Here is a 17183-nt window from a genome sequence, read left to right on the forward strand (position 1 = left end):
CGCGCCGCGGGAGGACGGTGTCAGCGAGTCCCGGTTGTGACTGCCGGAACCCGCTTTTCGCGCTAGCGTAGGCGGGGTGACTACCGCGACTTCCAGGGACGTGGACGAGGAATTCCGTGCGCTCGGGCTGCGCGCGCTGGCCGATGCGGCGCTGTCGGCGGCGCGCGCGGCCGGCGCCGAGCACGCCGATCTGCGAGTGCAGCGGCTGCTGACCCAGTCGATCCGATTGCGTGACGGCCGGGTCGAGGCCGTCACCGACGCGACCGAGCTCGGGCTGGCGGTGCGGGTGATCGTCGACGGCACCTGGGGCTTCGCCTCGCATGCCGCGCTCACCCCCGAGACCGCCGCCGCCGTGGCCCGGCGCGCGGTGACCGTCGCCACGACGCTGCGCGCGCTCAACCGCGAGCGGGTCGAGCTGGCGGCCGAGCCGCGCTACGCCGACGTGTCCTGGGTGTCGGCCTACGACCTCGACCCGTTCACCATTCCGACTGCCGACAAAGTGGCACTGCTGCAGGACTATTCGGAACGGCTTGCCGCCGCCGACGGGGTCGACCACGTCACCGCCTCGGTACTGCAGGTCAAGGAACAGGTGTTCTACGCCGACACCGCCGGGTCCGCGATCACCCAGCAGCGGGTGCGGCTGCACCCACAGCTGGAGGCGATCACCGTCGACGCGGCGGCGGGCGTGTTCGAGACGATGCGCACCCTGGCGGCACCCGCGGGGCGCGGCTGGGAGTACGTCACCGGCGCGGACGGAACCTGGGACTGGGACGGCGAACTCGCCGAGATCCCTGGCTGGCTGGCCGAGAAGGTGAAAGCGCCCAGCGTCGTCGCGGGCCCCACCGATCTGGTGATCGACCCGACCAACCTGTGGCTCACCATCCACGAATCTATCGGGCACGCCACCGAGTACGACCGCGCCATCGGCTACGAATCCGCCTACGCCGGAACCTCGTTCGCCACGCCCGACCAGCTCGGTTCGCTGCGCTACGGCACCCCGATCATGCACGTCACCGGTGATCGTACCCAGGTCAACGGGCTGGCCACGGTCGGCTACGACGACGAGGGAGTGGCCGGGCAGCGATGGGACCTGATCCGCGACGGCGTGCTGGTGGGCTACCAGCTCGACCGGGTGTTCGCACCGCGCCTCGGCCTCGACCGCTCCAACGGCTGCTCTTACGCCGATTCCCCGCACCACGTTCCGATCCAGCGGATGGCCAATGTGTCGCTGCAACCGGACCCCGAACGCGACACCAGTACCGCCGAGCTCATCGCGCGCGTCGAGGACGGCCTCTACATCGTCGGCGACAAGTCCTGGTCGATCGATATGCAACGCTACAACTTCCAGTTCACCGGCCAGCGGTTCTTCCGCATCCGCGACGGGGAACTGGCCGGGCAGGTGCGCGATGTCGCTTACCAGGCGACGACCACCGACTTCTGGGGCTCGATGGAGGCGATCGGCGGCCCGAGCACGTGGCAACTCGGTGGCGCGTTCAACTGCGGTAAGGCTCAGCCGGGGCAGGTCGCCGCGGTCAGTCACGGCTGTCCGTCGGTGCTGGTCCGCGGTGTCAACGTTCTCAACACCCGGACGGAGGCCGGTCAGTGAGTGAATCGGGCATGTTCCCCGCGGGCGCGGTGATCGAGCGGGCGCTGGCGGCGTCCAAGGCCGACGAGGCGATCGTGATCGTCACCGACGCGCATGAGGCGTCGCTGCGCTGGGCGGGCAACTCGATGACCACCAACGGGTCCTCGGTGTCGCGGGAGTGGGCGGTGATCTCGGTGTTCCGGGACGGGCCGACTGCCGCCAGGGTCGGCAGCATCAGCGCCACCAGCGTCGATCCGGCCGGGATCGAGGAGGTCGTGCGGGCGAGCGAGAAGGCCGCGCGCACCGCCGCCCCGGCCCGTGACGCGATGCCGCTGCTCCCGCCGGACACCGACGACTCCGCCACCTGGGACGAGGCACCCGGCGCCACCGGCATCGAGGTGTTCACCGGGCTCGCGCGCGACCTGTCGACCGGCTTCGACGGCGCCGACCGGCTCTACGGCTTCGCCCACCACCAGGTGCACACCACCTGGCTGGGAACCTCCACCGGCATCCGGCGCCGGTTCAGCCAGCCGACCGGCTCGGTGGAGATCAACGGAAAGCGCGGCGCCGGTGCCGAGCTGGCCAGCGCCTGGGTGGGCGCGGGGACCGCCGACTTCACCGATGTCGACACGCCGGGCCTGCTCGCCGAGCTGTCCCGGCGTCTCGACTGGTCGGCGACCAGGGTCGAGCTGCCGGCGGGCCGGTACGAGACGCTGCTGCCGCCCTCGGCGGTGGCCGATCTGATGATCTATCTGGCGTGGTCGATGGAGGGCCGCGGCGCGCACGAGGGCCACACCGCGTTCGCCAGGGCCGGTGGCACCCGGATCGGCGAACGGCTCACCGACATTCCGCTCACCCTGTACTCCGATCCGGCGGCGAGCGGGCTGGAGTACCGGCCGTTCGTCGCGGTGCCGTCGTCGTCGGAATCGCTGTCGGTCTTCGACAACGGGCTCGCGGCGCGGCGGGTGAACTGGATCGGTGACGGCGTGATCGAGTCGCTGGTGTATCCGCGGGCAACGGCGTCCGAATTCGGCGCTCCGGCCACCCTCCCCGGGGAGAACCTGCTGCTCACCGGCGGCTCCGGCGCGTCGCTGGACGAGATGATCGCCCGCACCGAACGCGGCCTGCTGCTCACCTGCCTGTGGTACATCCGCGAGGTCGACCCCGCCACCCTGCTGCTCACCGGGCTCACCCGCGACGGCGTGTACCTGGTGCAGGACGGCCGGGTCACCGGCGCGGTCAACAACTTCCGCTTCAACGAGAGCCCCCTCGACCTGCTGCGCCGGGTCACCGAGGCAGGCGCCACCGAGATCACCCTGCCCCGCGAATGGAAGGACTGGTTCACCCGCACGGCCATGCCACCGCTGCGCATCCCCGACTTCCACATGTCGTCGGTGAGCAAGGCGACGTAATGCCTGTCGACGGTGGGCTTAGAGCTTCCCTGGGGTGGCTGGGACCGCGTCGAACGTACACTCGCCCGAGAATCGGTCGGAAACAAGACACTTCGAGCGATCGGTGTGGGCTCAGCGCGGTGCCGACCGCCGCCTCAGCCGATCGCCCTCGAAGTCACACCCGCTCGAGTACCGCCGAGGCGCCGATGCCGCCCGCGGCGCAGATGCCGAGCAGGGCGGTTTCCTTGCCGGTCCTGGCCAGTTCGTTGGCCATGGTGGTCACCATGCGGGCACCGGTGGCGCCGAACGGGTGGCCCAGCGAGATCGAACCGCCGTGGACATTGAGCTTGTCGATGTCGACCGCGCCGACCGCCTCGTCGCGGTCGAGCCGGGTCTTGGCCCACTCGGCGCTGTCGAGCATGCGCAGCACCGACAGGGTCTGGGCGGCGAAGGCCTCGTGGATGTCGACCAGGTCGATATCGGCCAATGACATCCCGGCCTTGTCGAGCGCGCGTGGCATCGAGATCGCGGGACCGATGAGCACCTGGTCGGCCGGGTCGACGCTGACGAAGCTCCACGACCGGAACGCGGCCAGCGGAGTGAAGCCGAGTGCTCGCGCCTTCTCCTCGCTCATCAGCAGCACCGCCGACGCGCCGTCGGTGAGCGGGCTGGCGTTGCCCGCGGTGACGGTGCCGTCCTGGGCGAACACCGGACGCAGGGCGGCCAGCTTGTCGGCGCCGGTATTCGCGCGCACCAACCCGTCGGTCTCGATCCGCTGCCCGATCGGGGTGGTGAGCGGCACGACCTCGTCGTCGAAGCGGCCCGAGGCGATCGCGGCCGCGGCGCGGTGGTGCGAGCGGGCGGCGAACTCGTCCTGATCGGCGCGGGAGATGCCGTTGATCCTGGCCATCTTCTCCGCGGACTCACCCATCACCTCACCGGTGGTGCGCTCGGAGATCTTCGGCTGGCGCGGCAGGATGTCGGTGAACGGCGCGAGCTGACGCACCACGTCGAGATAGTCCTTGGCCGACGGCTTGCCCAGTGCCACCGGGGCCACCGCGTGCACGACCTTCTGCGGCAGCTTGATCTCGGCATTGCTGGTGGAGTCACTGCCGCCGGCGATCATGATGTCGTACTCGCCGCGTTCGATCGCCGCGGCCGCCGAGGTGACCGCCTGCAGACCCGACGCGCACGCCCTGGTCACCGTGTATCCCTCACACCCGTAGTCCAGGTTCAGGTCGAGGGCAACCTCCCTGGCGATATTGGGTGCGTGACTGGGCAGGATCACCCCGCCCCACACGATGGACTGGATCTCGCCCGGCGCGATGCCGGTCCGGTCGAGCAGCCCGCGCACCGCCGCACCGGCGAGGGCGATGCTGTCGAGCCGGGTGAAATCGGTGAAGGCGCGCACGAACGGGGTGCGTGCGCCCGCGACGACGACGGCGCGGGTGCGTTTCTCGGCCATGTGAGTCCCTTCGGAGTTCCGCTCACCTCACAGTATCCGATACCCGAGGTACTGGATACCTGTTCGCGGCACTCACCCGGTCAGGACGGGGTGATCTCGATGCCGATGGTCCCGTCCTTCCCGCGACGCAGGTTGCTGCCGAGGATCACCAGCGGACCGGTCAGCCAGTACTTGCGGCGCAGCAGGGAACGCACTCGCTCGGTCTCGGCACCGTCGAGCAGCCGGGCGGTGCCACCGACGACCGCGTCCCCTTTCGGATTGCCGCGCGCGTCGCACGGCTGCACCGTCACCTCCGGGTTGCGCCGGATCCGCTTGACCTTCCAGCTGTCGGTCACCGTCCACACGAACAGCTTGCCGTCACGGGCGACAGCCCAGACCGGCGTACCGACGGGCGAGCCATCTTTGCGGAAGGTGGTGAGCAGCACGAAATTCGCGGTCTGGAGAGCCCCGAGGCGGTTCGTCATACCCGCAGCCTAATCGCATCGGAGACCCGCGACAGCAGACCGAGGCGGCCTGCCTGTGCGGCACCCACCGCGATCCTGCCCGCCTCGGCTGTGCGCGGGAGCCGCTGCCGCCGCATCGAGGTCGGTCGGCTGGGCAGCGGTGGGGTTACCCGCCGCCCGCACCGGTGGTGCACGGCGGATTGCCGGAGGCAGGCGCTCCGGTGCCCCGGTAGGCTGCGCTCATGCACTGCCGCGCCCGCCCCTGGTTTCGCTGTCTGACAACAACTCTCGTCGCGGCGACGCTGACCTTCGCCGGCCAGCGACGCCGCCTGCGCCCACCGGCCGTCGAGCTGACCCCGGCATTCGGCTGACGTCGCCTGCCGTGCCGGGGCCCGCGGAATTGCCACGGGCGGGCGCGCGGATTTCTTCCTAACCTCGGATCCGTCCGATCTCCCCCGGGAAGGGTCCACGATGACCGATACCGCAGTACCGATGCTCTGGAGCGGCGACCTGGCCGGAACCCTCGCGTTCTACCAGGCGCTCGGCTACACCGTCACCTACGAGCAGACCAAACCCTATGTCTATGGTGCCGTCGAGAAGGACGGCTGCGCACTGCATTTCGCGTCGGCGCCGCCGGGTGTCGCCTTGCCTGCCGAGCACGTCGGGGCTCTGCTGATGGTCGACGACGTCGCCGCGCGCCACGCCGAATTCACCGCCGCGCTGCGCGCGCACTACGGCAAGATCCCGGCCAAGGGCCTGCCACGGATCACCCGGTTCACGCCGGGCCAGTCACGCTTCTCCCTGGTCGACCCGGTGGGCAACACGGTCCTGGTGATCCAGCGCGATGAACCGAAGGAACTCGACTACGGCGGCTCCACCCGGCTGACCGGCCTGGCTCGCGTCCTCGACAATGCCCGCGTCCTGCGGGACTTCAAGAACGACGACAAGGCCGCCACGCGCGTGCTCGAGACCGGGCTGCGCCGTTTCGGCACCGCCGCACCCGCGACCGAGCTGGCCCGCGCCTACGCCGCCCTCGCCGAACTCGCGGTGGCCACCGAAGATCAGGACCGGCTGGCCCACTGGCGATCCGAGCTCGCCGCACTCACGCTGTCTGCCGCCGACCGCGCCGCACTCGCCGCCGACATCGCGGCCGCGGGCACCCTCACCCGGTGGCTGACCGAGACCGCGGACTGATCGGCGTGATCGCCCGGCCGTGCGCCGCGGCTCAGGCCGCGCGCATCGCCCGGTAGACCGCGGCGCCGACGAAGGCGCCCAGCTCGTCGGGCTTCCAGTCCGAGCTGTCGGCGAGCAGGGTGCGCACCGCCCCCTCGCCCGCCGACACCCACAGTTCGACGAGCGCGGGCAGTTTGCGCTCGGCGTCCTCGACGCCCCATGCCTGCAGGGTCGGGCGCAGCAGCGCGGTACACCGGGTGACCGCCAGATCCCGGCCCCGCCCGAAGGACCCGGCGACCGCGGGGTCGGGGTTGCCGTAGAGCAGCCGCCACGCGGCGGGTCTGCTCGCCACCTTGTGCAGCAGCGCGCGGAACCCCTGCACGAACACCGCCTCGTCGGCGTCGGTAGCGCGCGCCGGCAGCACGTCGAGGACCCCGGAGACCAGGAAGGCCTCCTCGCGTTCGATGAGCGCGTCGATCAGCTGGACCCGGTCGGGGAAGCAGGCGTAGACGACCGGCCGGGTGACCGACATGTGCTCGGCGATCGCCCCCATGGTCACCGCGGCGATCCCGTCGCGCGCGGCGATGGCCAGCGCGGCATCGAGCACCTGGGGACGCCTGCGCTCCGGGCCGAGATGCGCCGCCCGCTCCCGCCGCCGCACGGCCGATTCACTACCCATTCGCCCACGATAGCAACCGACCACCTATTCCTACGTCCATGTAGATAAATGCTACATTCATGAAGGAACACGTCCGGCGTCGTCGGACGCCCGTACGAGGAGCCGATGATGACCCAGGTCCTGTTCGATCCGAAGAACTGCGATTTCGCCCAGTTCGACCCCGAGACCCGCAGGTTGCTGCGCGCGGTGGTCGACTGGTTCGAAGCACGCGGCAAGGCACGGCTGCTCCAGGACGACAAGGACCAGGTCTGGCCGACGGACTTCCTCGACTTCGTCAAGCGCGAGCGGCTGTTCGCGATCTTCCTCACCCCGGCCGCCGAGAGCGGCGGCGATCCGGACAAGCGCTGGGACACCGCCCGCAACGCGATGCTCAGCCAGATCTTCGGCTTCTACGGCATGACCTACTGGTATGTCTGGCAGGTCACCATCCTCGGCCTCGGCCCCATCTGGCAGAGCTCCAACACCGCAGCCAAGCAGAAGGCGGCCGCCCAGCTCGATTCCGGCGAGATCTTCGCCTTCGGCCTCTCGGAGCAGGCGCACGGCGCCGACGTGTACTCCACCGACATGATCGTCGACCCGCAGCCAGGCGGCGGCTTCTCGGCGACCGGCGCCAAGCACTACATCGGCAACGGCAACCTGGCCTCGATGGTGTCGGTGTTCGGGCGCCGCTCGGACAAGCCGATCATCGACAGCGCGCAGGCCATGCGGACCAAGCCGACGCAGACCGATTACGAGGGGTATCTGTTCTTCGTCGCCGACAGCCAGCACGAGGCGTACCGGTTGCGGCGCAATGTGGTCAACAGCCAGATCTATGTGGCGGCCTTCGAACTCGACAACTATCCGGTCGCCGAGGCCGATATCCTGCACCGCGGGGAGGACGCGTTCCATGCCGCGATGAACACCGTCAACGTCGGCAAGTTCAACCTCGGATTCGGCGCCATCGGCGCCTGCGAGCACAGCTTCTACGAGGCGATCGACCACGCCGAGCACCGCATCCTGTTCGGGCACCGGGTCACCGAGTTCCCCCAGGTACAGGCGCTGATCACCGACTCCTACGCGCGGATCGTGGCGATGAAGCTCTACAGCGAGCGCGCGATCGACTACCTGCGCTGCGCCTCCCCCGAGGACCGCCGCTACCTGTTGTTCAACGCCATCGAGAAGATGACGGTGACCCGCCAGGGGCAGCGCGTGATCGAGGACCTCGCCGATGTGATCGCCGCACGCGGTTTCGAGAGCGACATGTACTTCCCGGTGGCGATGACCGCGATGTTCGGACTGCCGCGGCTGGAGGGCACGGTCCATGTGAACATGGCGCTGTCGCTGAAGTTCATGGCCAACTACATGTTCCATCCCGCCGACGCGGGACTTGCCGCGCTGCAGGCGATTCCGGGTGCGGCGGTGGCACCCGCCGCAACGGCGCGGGCGGTGACCGGTGCGCTGAGCTGGTCCAGCCGCAAGCTCGCGCCGCGGCTCGGTGCCGTGGTGCCGCCGTTGCGCGCCGGATTCGCCGCGGCCACCTACGCGCCGGTGCCCACCCGGCACGACGCGGCCGACGACGAGTTCCTGTTCCGCCAGGGCCCGAGCAGCGGTCTGGGCCGGATCCGGTTCGCGGACTGGCGCCCGGTCTTCGAGGAGTTCCGGCACATCCCGAATGTGGCCGTGTTCCTCGAGCAGGTCCGCGCGTTCCAGGGGCTGCTGGCCGCGGCCGCGCCGACCACCGAGCAGCAGCGCGATGTCGATTTCCTGTTCGCCGTCGGCGAGCTGTTCACCGCGGTGCCCTACGCGCAGCTCATCCTCGAACAGGCCCGCGTCGACGGCACCGACCCCGCCGTCCTCGACCAGATCTTCGACGTGTTCGTGCGCGGCTTCTCGGCCAACGCGGTGGCCCTGCACAGCAAGCCGACCGCGACCCCGGCCCAGCAGCGTCGCGCCCTCGACCTGGTGCGCCGCCCCGCCGTCGACCGCACCCGCTTCGACCGCGTCCTCACCGAGGCCAGGTCACTGGCGGGGACGTACCGGATGACTCCCTAGTCCGGTAGCCGCTTGCGGTATTCAAATACCGGATTTAGGCTCGGTCGCATGGTGCGTCTCCCGCTCAGCCCGGCCCAGGTCGAAGCAGGGCGCCGTCTCGGACGGCGACTGCGCTCGGCCCGTGGTGACCGTGATCTCGGAGCGGTCGCGCGGGCGGCGGGGATTTCACCGGAGACCCTGCGCAAGATCGAGTCGGGGCGGCTGCCGTCGCCTGCGTTCGGGACGGTGGTCGGCCTCGCCGAGGCCTTGGCGATTCCGCTCGCCGACCTCGCGGCGGTGTATCGCGCCGAGGATCAGGTCGCCGAATCCGCGTAGCCCGCTGCCGAGGTCGGGCCGGATGCGCCGGAGGGAGTCCGGTCCCCGGCCCGGTCACTCGCGCAGCGTGAGCACGCGTGGCCCGTCGGCGGTGACGGCGACGGTGTGCTCGCTGTGGGCGCAGCGGGAGCCGTCGGCGGAGCGGATGGTCCAGCCGTCGGGATCGGTGATCACCTTGTCGGTGCCTGCGGCGAACCAGGGCTCGACGGCCAGGGTCAGACCGGGGCGCAGCCGCATGCCGCGCCCGGCCCGGCCCGCGTTGGCGACGTGCGGGTCCTCGTGCATGGTCCGGCCGATGCCGTGGCCGCCGAATTCGGTGTTCACCGGGTAGCCATATGCGCGCGCGACCTCCGAGATCGCGGCGGACAGGTCGCCGATGTGGTTGCCGGGCACTGCCACCGCGACGGCCGCCGCCAGCGCCTCCTCGGTGGCACGCACCAGCCGCTGGTCGGCGGGATCGGGGCTGCCGACGATACTGGTCACCGCGGAATCGGCGGCCCAGCCGTCGATGGTGACGGCCAGGTCGGCGGTGAGCACGTCACCGTCGCGCAGTACGTAGTCGTGCGGGAGGCCGTGCAGCACCGCGTCGTTGACCGCGAGGCAGATCGTGTTACGGAACGGACCGCGCCCGAACGAAGGCGCGTAGTCCCAGTAACACGACACCGCGCCGCGCTCCCTGATCCGTTCCCGCACATACGTTTCCAGTTCGAGCAGATTCACGCCGACGACGGCGCGCGCGTGCACGCCCGCCAGCACATCGGCGACGAACCGGCCGGTCACCCGCATCCGCTCGAGCTCCGCCGGTGTCTTCAGTTCCACCATCACGCCTCCGATTGGTATTTTCATACCAATCTAGCGACGTCGGTATAAAAATACCAATCAGCGGTTCAGGTTACCCATGTCGATGGGAATCTGGGCGCCGGTGAGCTTGGCGGCCTCGTCGGAGCACAGCCATGCCACCGTCGCGGCGATCTCCGCCGGCTCGATGATGTAGTCGGGCAGGGTGTTCATGAAGATCGGCGCCAGCGTGCTCGCGTACTCTTCGAGCAGCGGCCCGATATCGGCGGGCTGCATCCCCGAGGCGACACCGGCCGGATGCACCGTGTTGACCCGGATGCGGTGCGCGCCGAGCTCGTTGGCCATCGTCTTGGCCAGACCGGTGATGGCGTGCTTGGTCGCCACGTAGTGCCCGGTGAACGGGATACCCTTGAGGCCGCCGACCGAACTGGTGAACACCATGGCCCCACCCTCACCCTGCGCGATCAGGTGCGGCACCGCAGCTTTGGCAGTATGGAAAACCCCGGTCAGGTTGACATCGATCGTCTCCTGCCATTGCTGCGCGGTGATCTCCCACGACAGGGCGGCCGAACAGATTCCCGCGTTGGCGACCACCACATCGAGCCTGCCGAACTGCTCGATGCCCGCCGCGAGCGCGGCGGCGAGCGCGTCGTAATCACGCACGTCGACCTTGCTCGCCGCGATCTTGGCACCGGTCTCCTCGACCAGGCGCACGGCCTCGGCCAGGTCCGCCTCGGTCGCGCCCGCGTAGGCGGTGCTGGCGAATTCCGCGCACGCGTCGATCGCGATGACGTTCGCGCCCTCCTGCGCGAAGCGCACCGCCTCGGCCCGGCCCTGCCCACGGGCCGCGCCGGTGATGAAGGCGACTTTGCCTTCGAAGCGTCGCGTCATGTCGTCCTACCTCCGAAAATCGATGTGCATTATGAACACCACACCATTCCGAGGCCCCGCGCGCAGGTGAAACGGCGGATTCGCCGCATCGAAATGGTCAGTCGTACAGATCGGCGCGGATCAGGCGCGGGCGAAGCTCGCCCAGGCCCGCACCACGACCGCACCCGCTGCGTCGACCCCGCACAGACTCACGTCGACGCGCGATTCCCCGTCCTGCAGGTAGGACTGGGTGATATGCCCGGAACAGCTCATGACATCGCCGGGCGGCAGGTCCCGCACGACCCTCGTGCGGAAGCGGCGGATGTGCTCGGCGCCGAGCCAGTCGGTGGCATAGGTCGCCAGCAGTGCGGCTGCCTGCGGTGAGGCGGGCCCGCCCACCTCGGCTGCCCCCGCCCACGACTCCGCGACCAGTCCGCCGGTGCGATCGAAATACCGAGTCAGCGACTCCGCGGCCGCCGATGGCTCCGCGCGCACAGCGGTGAGCTGGTCGCCCGCACGCGGGGGCGGTCCGAAGAACCGGTGATCGGTCTCGGTCCGCGCGCTGCCCGCGGCATCGGCGGGCAGAAACGTCGGCGGCACCACGGGCCGTTCGGCGAGGCGGTAGGCCGGATGCGTGGAACGCGCCGACTCGGCGAACAGCCGGATGGCTTCGGTCTCCAGGACCACGGCGACGTTGGGCATCGTCACTCCTCTCGGGCAGGTGCCGTCACGCTAGGGCGGCCCGTGTCGTGTGACCGGTTCCGCTCCCGCTCATCGGGACACCCGCCGTTCACGGCGAAAACATGTCCGCTGACCGGGAACCCGACCGCCCGTGCGCCCGTCGGCGGCGCGACCATCGGCGCAGCTCATCCCCACTCCGTCCGATACATGGAGGTTTCGATGCCGGAGAACCCGCCGAACGGCCGCTCGCTGGACGCCACCGCCGACTACCGGCAGATCGAGGCCGCCGCGGCGCCGACTCGGTTCGCGCGCGGCTGGCACTGCCTCGGCCTGCTCTCGTCGTTCCGCGACGGCACACCGCACGAGGTGAAGGCCTTCGGCACCACCCTGGTGGTGTTCCAGTCCGAAACCGACGGCGCGCTGCACGTGCTCGACGGTTTCTGCCGCCACATGGGCGGCAACCTCGCGCACGGCACCGTCAAGGGCGACTCGATCGCCTGCCCGTTCCACGACTGGCGCTGGGGCGGCAACGGCAAGTGCACCGCGATCCCCTACGCGCGCCGCGTGCCCCCGCTGGCCAAGACCAGGTCGTGGCCGACGCTGGAGCGTAACGGCCAGCTCTACATCTGGCACGACCCGCAGGGCTCCAAGCCCACCGACGCGGTGACCATCCCCGAGATCGAGGGCTACGGCACCCCGGAGTGGACCGACTGGACCTGGAACTCGATGCTCATCGAGGGTTCGCACTGCCGCGAGATCGTCGACAACGTCGTGGACATGGCGCACTTCTTCTACGTGCACTACGCCTTCCCGCGCTACTTCAAGAACGTCTTCGAAGGTCAGGTCGCCACCCAGTACATGCGCTCCACCCCGCGCCACGACATCGAGGTCGGCACCAGCTATGACGATCCGAACTCGACCCTGCGTTCGGACGCGTCGTACTTCGGCCCGTCGTACATGATCGACTGGCTCTGGAGCGAGGCCAACGGCATGACCATCGAGACGGTCTTGATCAACTGCCACTACCCCGTCAGCGAGAACTCGTTCGTGCTGCAGTACGGCGCGATGGTCAAGAAGCCGCAGGGCATGTCCGACGAGGACGCGAACGCGATGGCCGCCCAGTTCGCCCAGGGCGTGGAATACGGCTTCGAGCAGGATGTGGCGATCTGGAAGAACAAGGCGCCGATCGACAATCCCCTGCTGTCGGAGGAAGACGGCCCGGTGTACCAGCTGCGCCGCTGGTACAAGCAGTTCTACGTCGATGTCGACGACATCACCGAGGACATGACCAAGCGGTTCGAGTTCGAGATCGATACCGAGCGCGCGGTGACCAGCTGGGAGGCCGAGGTGGCCGACAACATCGCCCGCGGCGCCGTCATCAACACCATGTCCTGATCCGCCACCCCACCAACAGAAAGCACCACCAGCGATGACCAAGGTTCTCGACAACATCGCCGCGATCGCCGATCAGCTGCGCGATCAGGCTCCCGAGGCGGAGCGGCTCGGGCAGCTCCCCGACGGCACCGCGCGGCTGCTGAAGGAGGCGGGCCCGATCCGCCTGCTGCAGCCCAAGAAGTACGGCGGATTCGAGGCGCACCCGCGCGAATTCGCCGAGACGGTGATGGCGACCGCGGCGCTGGACGGGGCCAGCGGCTGGATCACCGGCATCGTCGGCGTGCATCCGTGGCAGCTGGCCTTCGCGGATCCGAAGGTGCAGGACGAGGTGTGGTCCGACGATCACGACACCTGGATCGCCTCGCCCTACGCGCCCACCGGTATCGCCCGACCGGTCGAGGGCGGCTACATCTTCAACGGGCGCTGGCAGTTCAGCTCCGGCACCGACCACTGCGACTGGATCTTCCTCGGCGCCATGCTCGGCGACGCCGAGGGCAAGATGGCGCAGCCGCCGACCATGCTGCACATGATCCTGCCGCGCGCGGACTACACCATCGTCGAAGACTCCTGGAATGTGGTGGGGCTCGAGGGCACCGGCTCCAAGGACATCATCGTCACCGACGCGTTCGTGCCCGACTACCGGGTGATGAACGGCGACCACGTCATCGACGGCACCGCGCAGCGGGAGTACGGCGCGCGCGAGACGCTGTACAAGATGCCGTGGTCGACAATGTTCCCGCTCGGCATCAGCTCGGCGGTGGTCGGCATCGCCGAGGGCGCGCTGGCCGCACACCTGGACTACCAGCGCGACCGGGTCGGCGCCCAGGGCACCGCGGTCAAGGACGACCCGTATGTGCTGTTCGCCATCGGCGAGGCCGCCGCCGACATCAACGCCGCCCGCCAGGAGCTGCTCAGCAATGTCGACCGGATCTTCGATCTCGTCGACGCGGGCAAGGAGATCGGCTTCGCCGAGCGGGCCGCGGTCCGGCGCACCCAGGTCCGCGCGGCCTGGCGGGCGGTGACCGCCGTCGACCAGATCTTCGCCCGCTCCGGCGGCAACGCGATGCGCAGGGACAAGCCGCTGCAGCGCTTCTGGCGCGACGCCCATGTCGGCCTCGCCCACGCCATCCACGTGCCGAGCACCGTGTATCACGCCTCGGCCCTGAGCTCCCTCGGTATCGAGCCTGCGGACCACCTGCGCTCGATGATCTGACCGACCACCACGAAGGACATACCGAAATGACAGACATCAAAGGCCTCGGCTACGTCAAGATCCAGACCGCCGACATGGACCGCTGGCGCACCTTCGCCTTCGACGTCCTCGGCTTCGCCGAGGGCAGCGGCCCCGACGAGAACGCGCTGTACCTGCGGATGGACGAGCGCGCGGCGCGGATCACCGTGGTGCCGGGCGATACCGACGCGGTGGTCACCATCGGCTGGGAAGTGCGCGACCACGCCGCCCTGATGCGGGTGCAGGAGGCGGTGACCGCAGCGGGCATCGCGGTCGAGCCGCTTTCGCTCGAGGAGGCCGACGCGCGCCGGGTCGAGGAGGTCATCACCTTCCAGGATCCGACCGGCGCCACGCTCGAGGTGTTCCACGGCGCCGTGCTCGACCACAGCCCGGTCGTCACACCGTTCGGCGCGAAGTTCGTCACCGGTGCGCAGGGCCTGGGGCATGTGGTGCTGCCGACCATGGACCCGAACGGCGCCTTCGACTTCTACACCGAGGTGCTCGGGTTCCTGCCGCGCGGCGCGTTCCGTATCCCGGCTCCGCCGGAGTTCGGGCCGATGCGGGTGCGCTTCATGGGCGTCAACGAGCGCCACCACAGCCTGGCGCTGTGCCCGGCGCCGCACGGCGGCGCGCCCGGCCTGGTGCACATCATGGTGGAGGTCGACACCCTCGACGCGGTCGGACAGGCGCTCGACCGGGTCGTCAAGGACGGTTTCTCCGTCTCCTCGACGCTGGGCCGCCACACCAACGACAAGATGGTCTCGTTCTACGTCCGCGCGCCCGGCGGCTGGGATATCGAATTCGGCACCGAGGGCATGCGGGTCGACGAAACTTATTACAGCGCAGAGGAAATCACCGCGGACAGCTACTGGGGCCACGACTGGTCCGGCAGCGAGCCGCTCGCGGCGATGTAGCCACGCACACCCACGTCACCGGCCGACGGCCCGAGCCTCACCGCTCGGGCCGTCGGCCGTTTTCGTGCACGTTGGGGGATTCATGTGACAGCGGACACAACGGGATGGTATGAATAGTCATATGCCTAATCGAAATATGCGACTGGGCATCAGCACGTAGATCCGAATGGAGATCTCATGGTCATCCAGGCCGAGGCCACCACCCCCAGCGCGATCCTGGATCGCGCGTCCCTGCTGCTCGACGCCTTCGACGGGCCGGGCAGGCTCACGCTCGCCCAGATCGTGCGGCGCACCGGGCTACCCCGGTCCTCGGCGCACCGGATGCTGGAACGGCTCGTGCAACTACGCTGGCTACGCCGCGAGGGGCGCGACTACGAACTGGGCATCCGGCTCATGGAACTCGGCTCGCTCGCGGTGCACCAGGACCGGCTGCACCGCGCCGCCATGCCGTTCCTGCACGAGCTGCACCGGGTCACCGGGTTCGTCGTGCACCTGGCCGTCCTCGACGGTTCCGACGTGGTGTACCTGGACCGGATCGGTGGCGACCTGTCCGTGCCGACCCGGGTCGGTGGGCGCAGGCCCGCCGCCTACACCGCGGTGGGCAAGGCGATCCTGGCCTATGCCGACGACCGGCGGCTCGCCGAAGCCATGACCGCGGGCCAGGCGGGTACAAGGACCAGGTACTCGGTCACCACCAGGGCCCAGCTCGACGCCGCACTGGAGAAGGTGCGCGCGCACGGAGTCGCGGTCGAGCGGGAGGAATCGCTGTCCGGGTTCGGCTGTCTGGCCGCGCCGATCGGCGATCCCGGCCAGGCCGCGGTGGCGGCGGTGTCGGTGTGCGGCCCGGTGGACCGGATGGTGTTCGATCACCGGCTGGCCGGCGCCGTGCGCACGACGGCGCTCAATATCTGGCGCCACGTCGACGACGGCCGGGTGCGGGTGCATCCGACCCTGCAGCACGCCCGCCCGCTCGGCCTCGGCCCGATGGCGCGTCCGCATCCCGAGCAGCGGGTCTCGCACTCCGCGTGAGCCGACGTAGCCTGGCGCCCTCGCGCACGACACCACCGCGCACAGGCGCGATGGAGTGGCGCGGGCCGGTCGCCCCCGCTGCGGCGACCGGCGGGCGTCAGCGGTGCGGGGCGTTGACGCAGAAGCTGTGACAGACCCGGTCCCGCACGATCATCTCCGGGCATTCCGGGTCGAACCACCGGTCCACGTGTGCCCAGTGGATCGGATGCATCAGGTACGAGCCGGTGAGACCGTCGAGGTCGGCGAATTCCTGCTCCCACACATGCGTCCACGGCACCGACCCGATCGCGCGGTCCACGGTGCTCAGCCGCCAGGTGCGGATGGCGGGGATATAGCCGGGCATCCGCAACAGGTCGGCCTCGAAGCGGCGGACGGTCGTGGCGGGAGTGTCCGGAAGAACCCGCAGCAGCAGCGTCCGGTACACCGTGCCTGCGGCGCCCGGTGCGGCGGATCCGCCTGTCCCGCCCCTGTATTCGACGCCGTCGACGTGGGCAACGAGCGGGGAACCGAGTACGTCCTCGACCTTCGCGGCGCAGCCCGCCCAGTTCGCAGCCGCGTCAAATCGCCAGTGCGCCAGCACATCACCGCCGTTGCGAACTCCGGGCAGAGTGGGCTGGATCAGTCTCCGCCCAGCCTTGCCGTCGACGGCCGCGTCGAGGGCCGCCGTCAGCCGGGCCCGCGCGGCCCGCCCGGCGTCGGCCGCGAAGTGGATCAGGCGGGTCACTTCATACATGGCCGAGCCTCGCCAGGTCGTCGACATTCGCACCGGTCGACCTGGACCGCTCGGCGATCAGCTCCGCCGCGTCGGCCCACCACTGCCGCACCGCCGGATCGGACCGGCCACGCCAGGTCATCGCCCACCACCCCGCCGCTCCGTCGAGCACCCACGTTGCGGTCACGGTGTTGGATTCGTCGGCGAGCCAGACCGGCGGACTCACCACGATCCGCTCGAGCGTCATCCCCCGCTCCCGCGCACCAGGGGCGTACCCACCCAGGTAGGCGTCCACGAACTCCCTGGCCCGCCCGGGTTTCGTCACCACCGTATCGATCACAAAGACCTTCGTGTCGTCCATCCACCGACGGTAGGCACAGCGGATCCGCGGCCACGCGCACGGTTCCACCCAGTGGGAGAACGTGGTTCACGAGGCGAGGCACGGACCTACCGTGTCCGCACGAGCTGTCC

17 protein-coding genes are annotated in these 17183 nt (G+C 69.7%); 9 read left to right on the forward strand and 8 right to left on the reverse strand.

Features of this window, described 5'->3' with window-relative positions:
- The first annotated feature begins 76 nt into the window (after nucleotides 1-76).
- Nucleotides 77-1606 carry a TldD/PmbA family protein gene (locus tag ACFOW8_RS26855; RefSeq protein ID WP_378554325.1) on the forward strand — a complete coding sequence of 510 codons (1530 nt, stop codon included), beginning with the start codon at nucleotides 77-79 and terminating at the stop codon, nucleotides 1604-1606.
- An 11-nt stretch (nucleotides 1607-1617) separates the two neighbouring features.
- Entirely contained in the window at nucleotides 1618-2997 is a 1380-nt protein-coding gene (locus tag ACFOW8_RS26860; protein WP_378554689.1) for a metallopeptidase TldD-related protein, read from the forward strand.
- A gap of 154 nt (nucleotides 2998-3151) precedes the next feature.
- Here ACFOW8_RS26860 and ACFOW8_RS26865 read toward each other — a convergent pair whose 3' ends face one another.
- Nucleotides 3152-4441 carry an acetyl-CoA C-acyltransferase gene (locus ACFOW8_RS26865; RefSeq protein WP_378554326.1) on the reverse strand — a complete coding sequence of 430 codons (1290 nt, stop codon included), beginning with the start codon at nucleotides 4439-4441 and terminating at the stop codon, nucleotides 3152-3154.
- Nucleotides 4442-4521: 80 nt separating this feature from the next.
- Nucleotides 4522-4905 carry a PPOX class F420-dependent oxidoreductase gene (locus ACFOW8_RS26870; RefSeq protein WP_378554328.1) on the reverse strand — a complete coding sequence of 128 codons (384 nt, stop codon included), beginning with the start codon at nucleotides 4903-4905 and terminating at the stop codon, nucleotides 4522-4524.
- A gap of 450 nt (nucleotides 4906-5355) precedes the next feature.
- Here ACFOW8_RS26870 and ACFOW8_RS26875 point away from each other — a divergent pair, with 450 nt between their 5' ends.
- Nucleotides 5356-6078, forward strand: coding sequence for a glyoxalase (locus ACFOW8_RS26875; protein ID WP_378554329.1), 723 nt, complete (start codon nucleotides 5356-5358; stop codon nucleotides 6076-6078).
- Between the two features lie 31 nt (nucleotides 6079-6109).
- Here the strand turns inward: ACFOW8_RS26875 and ACFOW8_RS26880 are convergent, their stop codons facing one another.
- On the reverse strand, nucleotides 6110-6736 hold the full coding sequence (locus tag ACFOW8_RS26880; RefSeq protein WP_378554330.1) for a TetR/AcrR family transcriptional regulator: 627 nt from the start codon (nucleotides 6734-6736) through the stop codon (nucleotides 6110-6112).
- A 108-nt stretch (nucleotides 6737-6844) separates the two neighbouring features.
- Between ACFOW8_RS26880 and ACFOW8_RS26885 the strand changes: the two genes are divergently transcribed.
- Together ACFOW8_RS26885 and ACFOW8_RS26890 are read left to right on the forward strand one after the other, a co-directional pair.
- A complete protein-coding gene (locus ACFOW8_RS26885) occupies nucleotides 6845-8767 on the forward strand; it encodes an acyl-CoA dehydrogenase family protein (RefSeq protein WP_378554331.1) in 1923 nt (640 codons plus the stop codon).
- A 48-nt stretch (nucleotides 8768-8815) separates the two neighbouring features.
- Nucleotides 8816-9082 (forward strand): helix-turn-helix domain-containing protein, encoded by a 267-nt coding sequence (locus tag ACFOW8_RS26890; protein ID WP_378554332.1) that lies wholly within the window; start codon nucleotides 8816-8818, stop codon nucleotides 9080-9082.
- 54 nt (nucleotides 9083-9136) lie between these two features.
- Here ACFOW8_RS26890 and map read toward each other — a convergent pair whose 3' ends face one another.
- The 3 genes from map to ACFOW8_RS26905 form a co-directional block, all read right to left on the reverse strand.
- Nucleotides 9137-9904, reverse strand: coding sequence for a type I methionyl aminopeptidase (gene map / locus ACFOW8_RS26895; RefSeq protein ID WP_378554333.1), 768 nt, complete (start codon nucleotides 9902-9904; stop codon nucleotides 9137-9139).
- Between the two features lie 57 nt (nucleotides 9905-9961).
- Complete coding sequence (locus ACFOW8_RS26900) at nucleotides 9962-10771, reverse strand: mycofactocin-coupled SDR family oxidoreductase (RefSeq protein ID WP_378554334.1); 810 nt, start codon at nucleotides 10769-10771, stop codon at nucleotides 9962-9964.
- 120 nt (nucleotides 10772-10891) lie between these two features.
- Nucleotides 10892-11452 (reverse strand): hypothetical protein, encoded by a 561-nt coding sequence (locus ACFOW8_RS26905; RefSeq protein WP_378554335.1) that lies wholly within the window; start codon nucleotides 11450-11452, stop codon nucleotides 10892-10894.
- Between the two features lie 198 nt (nucleotides 11453-11650).
- Here ACFOW8_RS26905 and ACFOW8_RS26910 point away from each other — a divergent pair, with 198 nt between their 5' ends.
- From ACFOW8_RS26910 to ACFOW8_RS26925, 4 genes are all read left to right on the forward strand, one after another.
- The gene (locus ACFOW8_RS26910) at nucleotides 11651-12826 is read left to right on the forward strand and encodes a Rieske 2Fe-2S domain-containing protein (protein WP_378554337.1); all 1176 of its coding nucleotides are present in this window, start codon (nucleotides 11651-11653) and stop codon (nucleotides 12824-12826) included.
- A gap of 34 nt (nucleotides 12827-12860) precedes the next feature.
- Nucleotides 12861-14039, forward strand: a complete 1179-nt coding sequence (locus tag ACFOW8_RS26915; RefSeq protein WP_378554338.1) for an acyl-CoA dehydrogenase family protein — start codon at nucleotides 12861-12863, stop codon at nucleotides 14037-14039.
- A 26-nt stretch (nucleotides 14040-14065) separates the two neighbouring features.
- Nucleotides 14066-14971 (forward strand): biphenyl-2,3-diol 1,2-dioxygenase, encoded by a 906-nt coding sequence (bphC, locus tag ACFOW8_RS26920; RefSeq protein WP_378554339.1) that lies wholly within the window; start codon nucleotides 14066-14068, stop codon nucleotides 14969-14971.
- Nucleotides 14972-15148: 177 nt separating this feature from the next.
- On the forward strand, nucleotides 15149-16000 hold the full coding sequence (locus ACFOW8_RS26925) for an IclR family transcriptional regulator (RefSeq protein ID WP_378554340.1): 852 nt from the start codon (nucleotides 15149-15151) through the stop codon (nucleotides 15998-16000).
- A 97-nt stretch (nucleotides 16001-16097) separates the two neighbouring features.
- On the opposite strand, the gene ACFOW8_RS26930 is transcribed toward ACFOW8_RS26925, so the two are convergent.
- Both ACFOW8_RS26930 and ACFOW8_RS26935 read right to left on the reverse strand, forming a co-directional pair.
- Nucleotides 16098-16733 carry a Dabb family protein gene (locus tag ACFOW8_RS26930; protein ID WP_378554341.1) on the reverse strand — a complete coding sequence of 212 codons (636 nt, stop codon included), beginning with the start codon at nucleotides 16731-16733 and terminating at the stop codon, nucleotides 16098-16100.
- Complete coding sequence (locus ACFOW8_RS26935) at nucleotides 16726-17073, reverse strand: hypothetical protein (protein ID WP_378554342.1); 348 nt, start codon at nucleotides 17071-17073, stop codon at nucleotides 16726-16728. Before ACFOW8_RS26935 ends, ACFOW8_RS26930 begins: the two co-directional genes overlap by 8 nt.
- Between the last annotated feature and the right edge of the window lie 110 nt (nucleotides 17074-17183).

It is taken from the genome of Nocardia rhizosphaerae (genome assembly GCF_042650365.1).
GTDB lineage: Bacteria > Actinomycetota > Actinomycetes > Mycobacteriales > Mycobacteriaceae > Nocardia > Nocardia rhizosphaerae.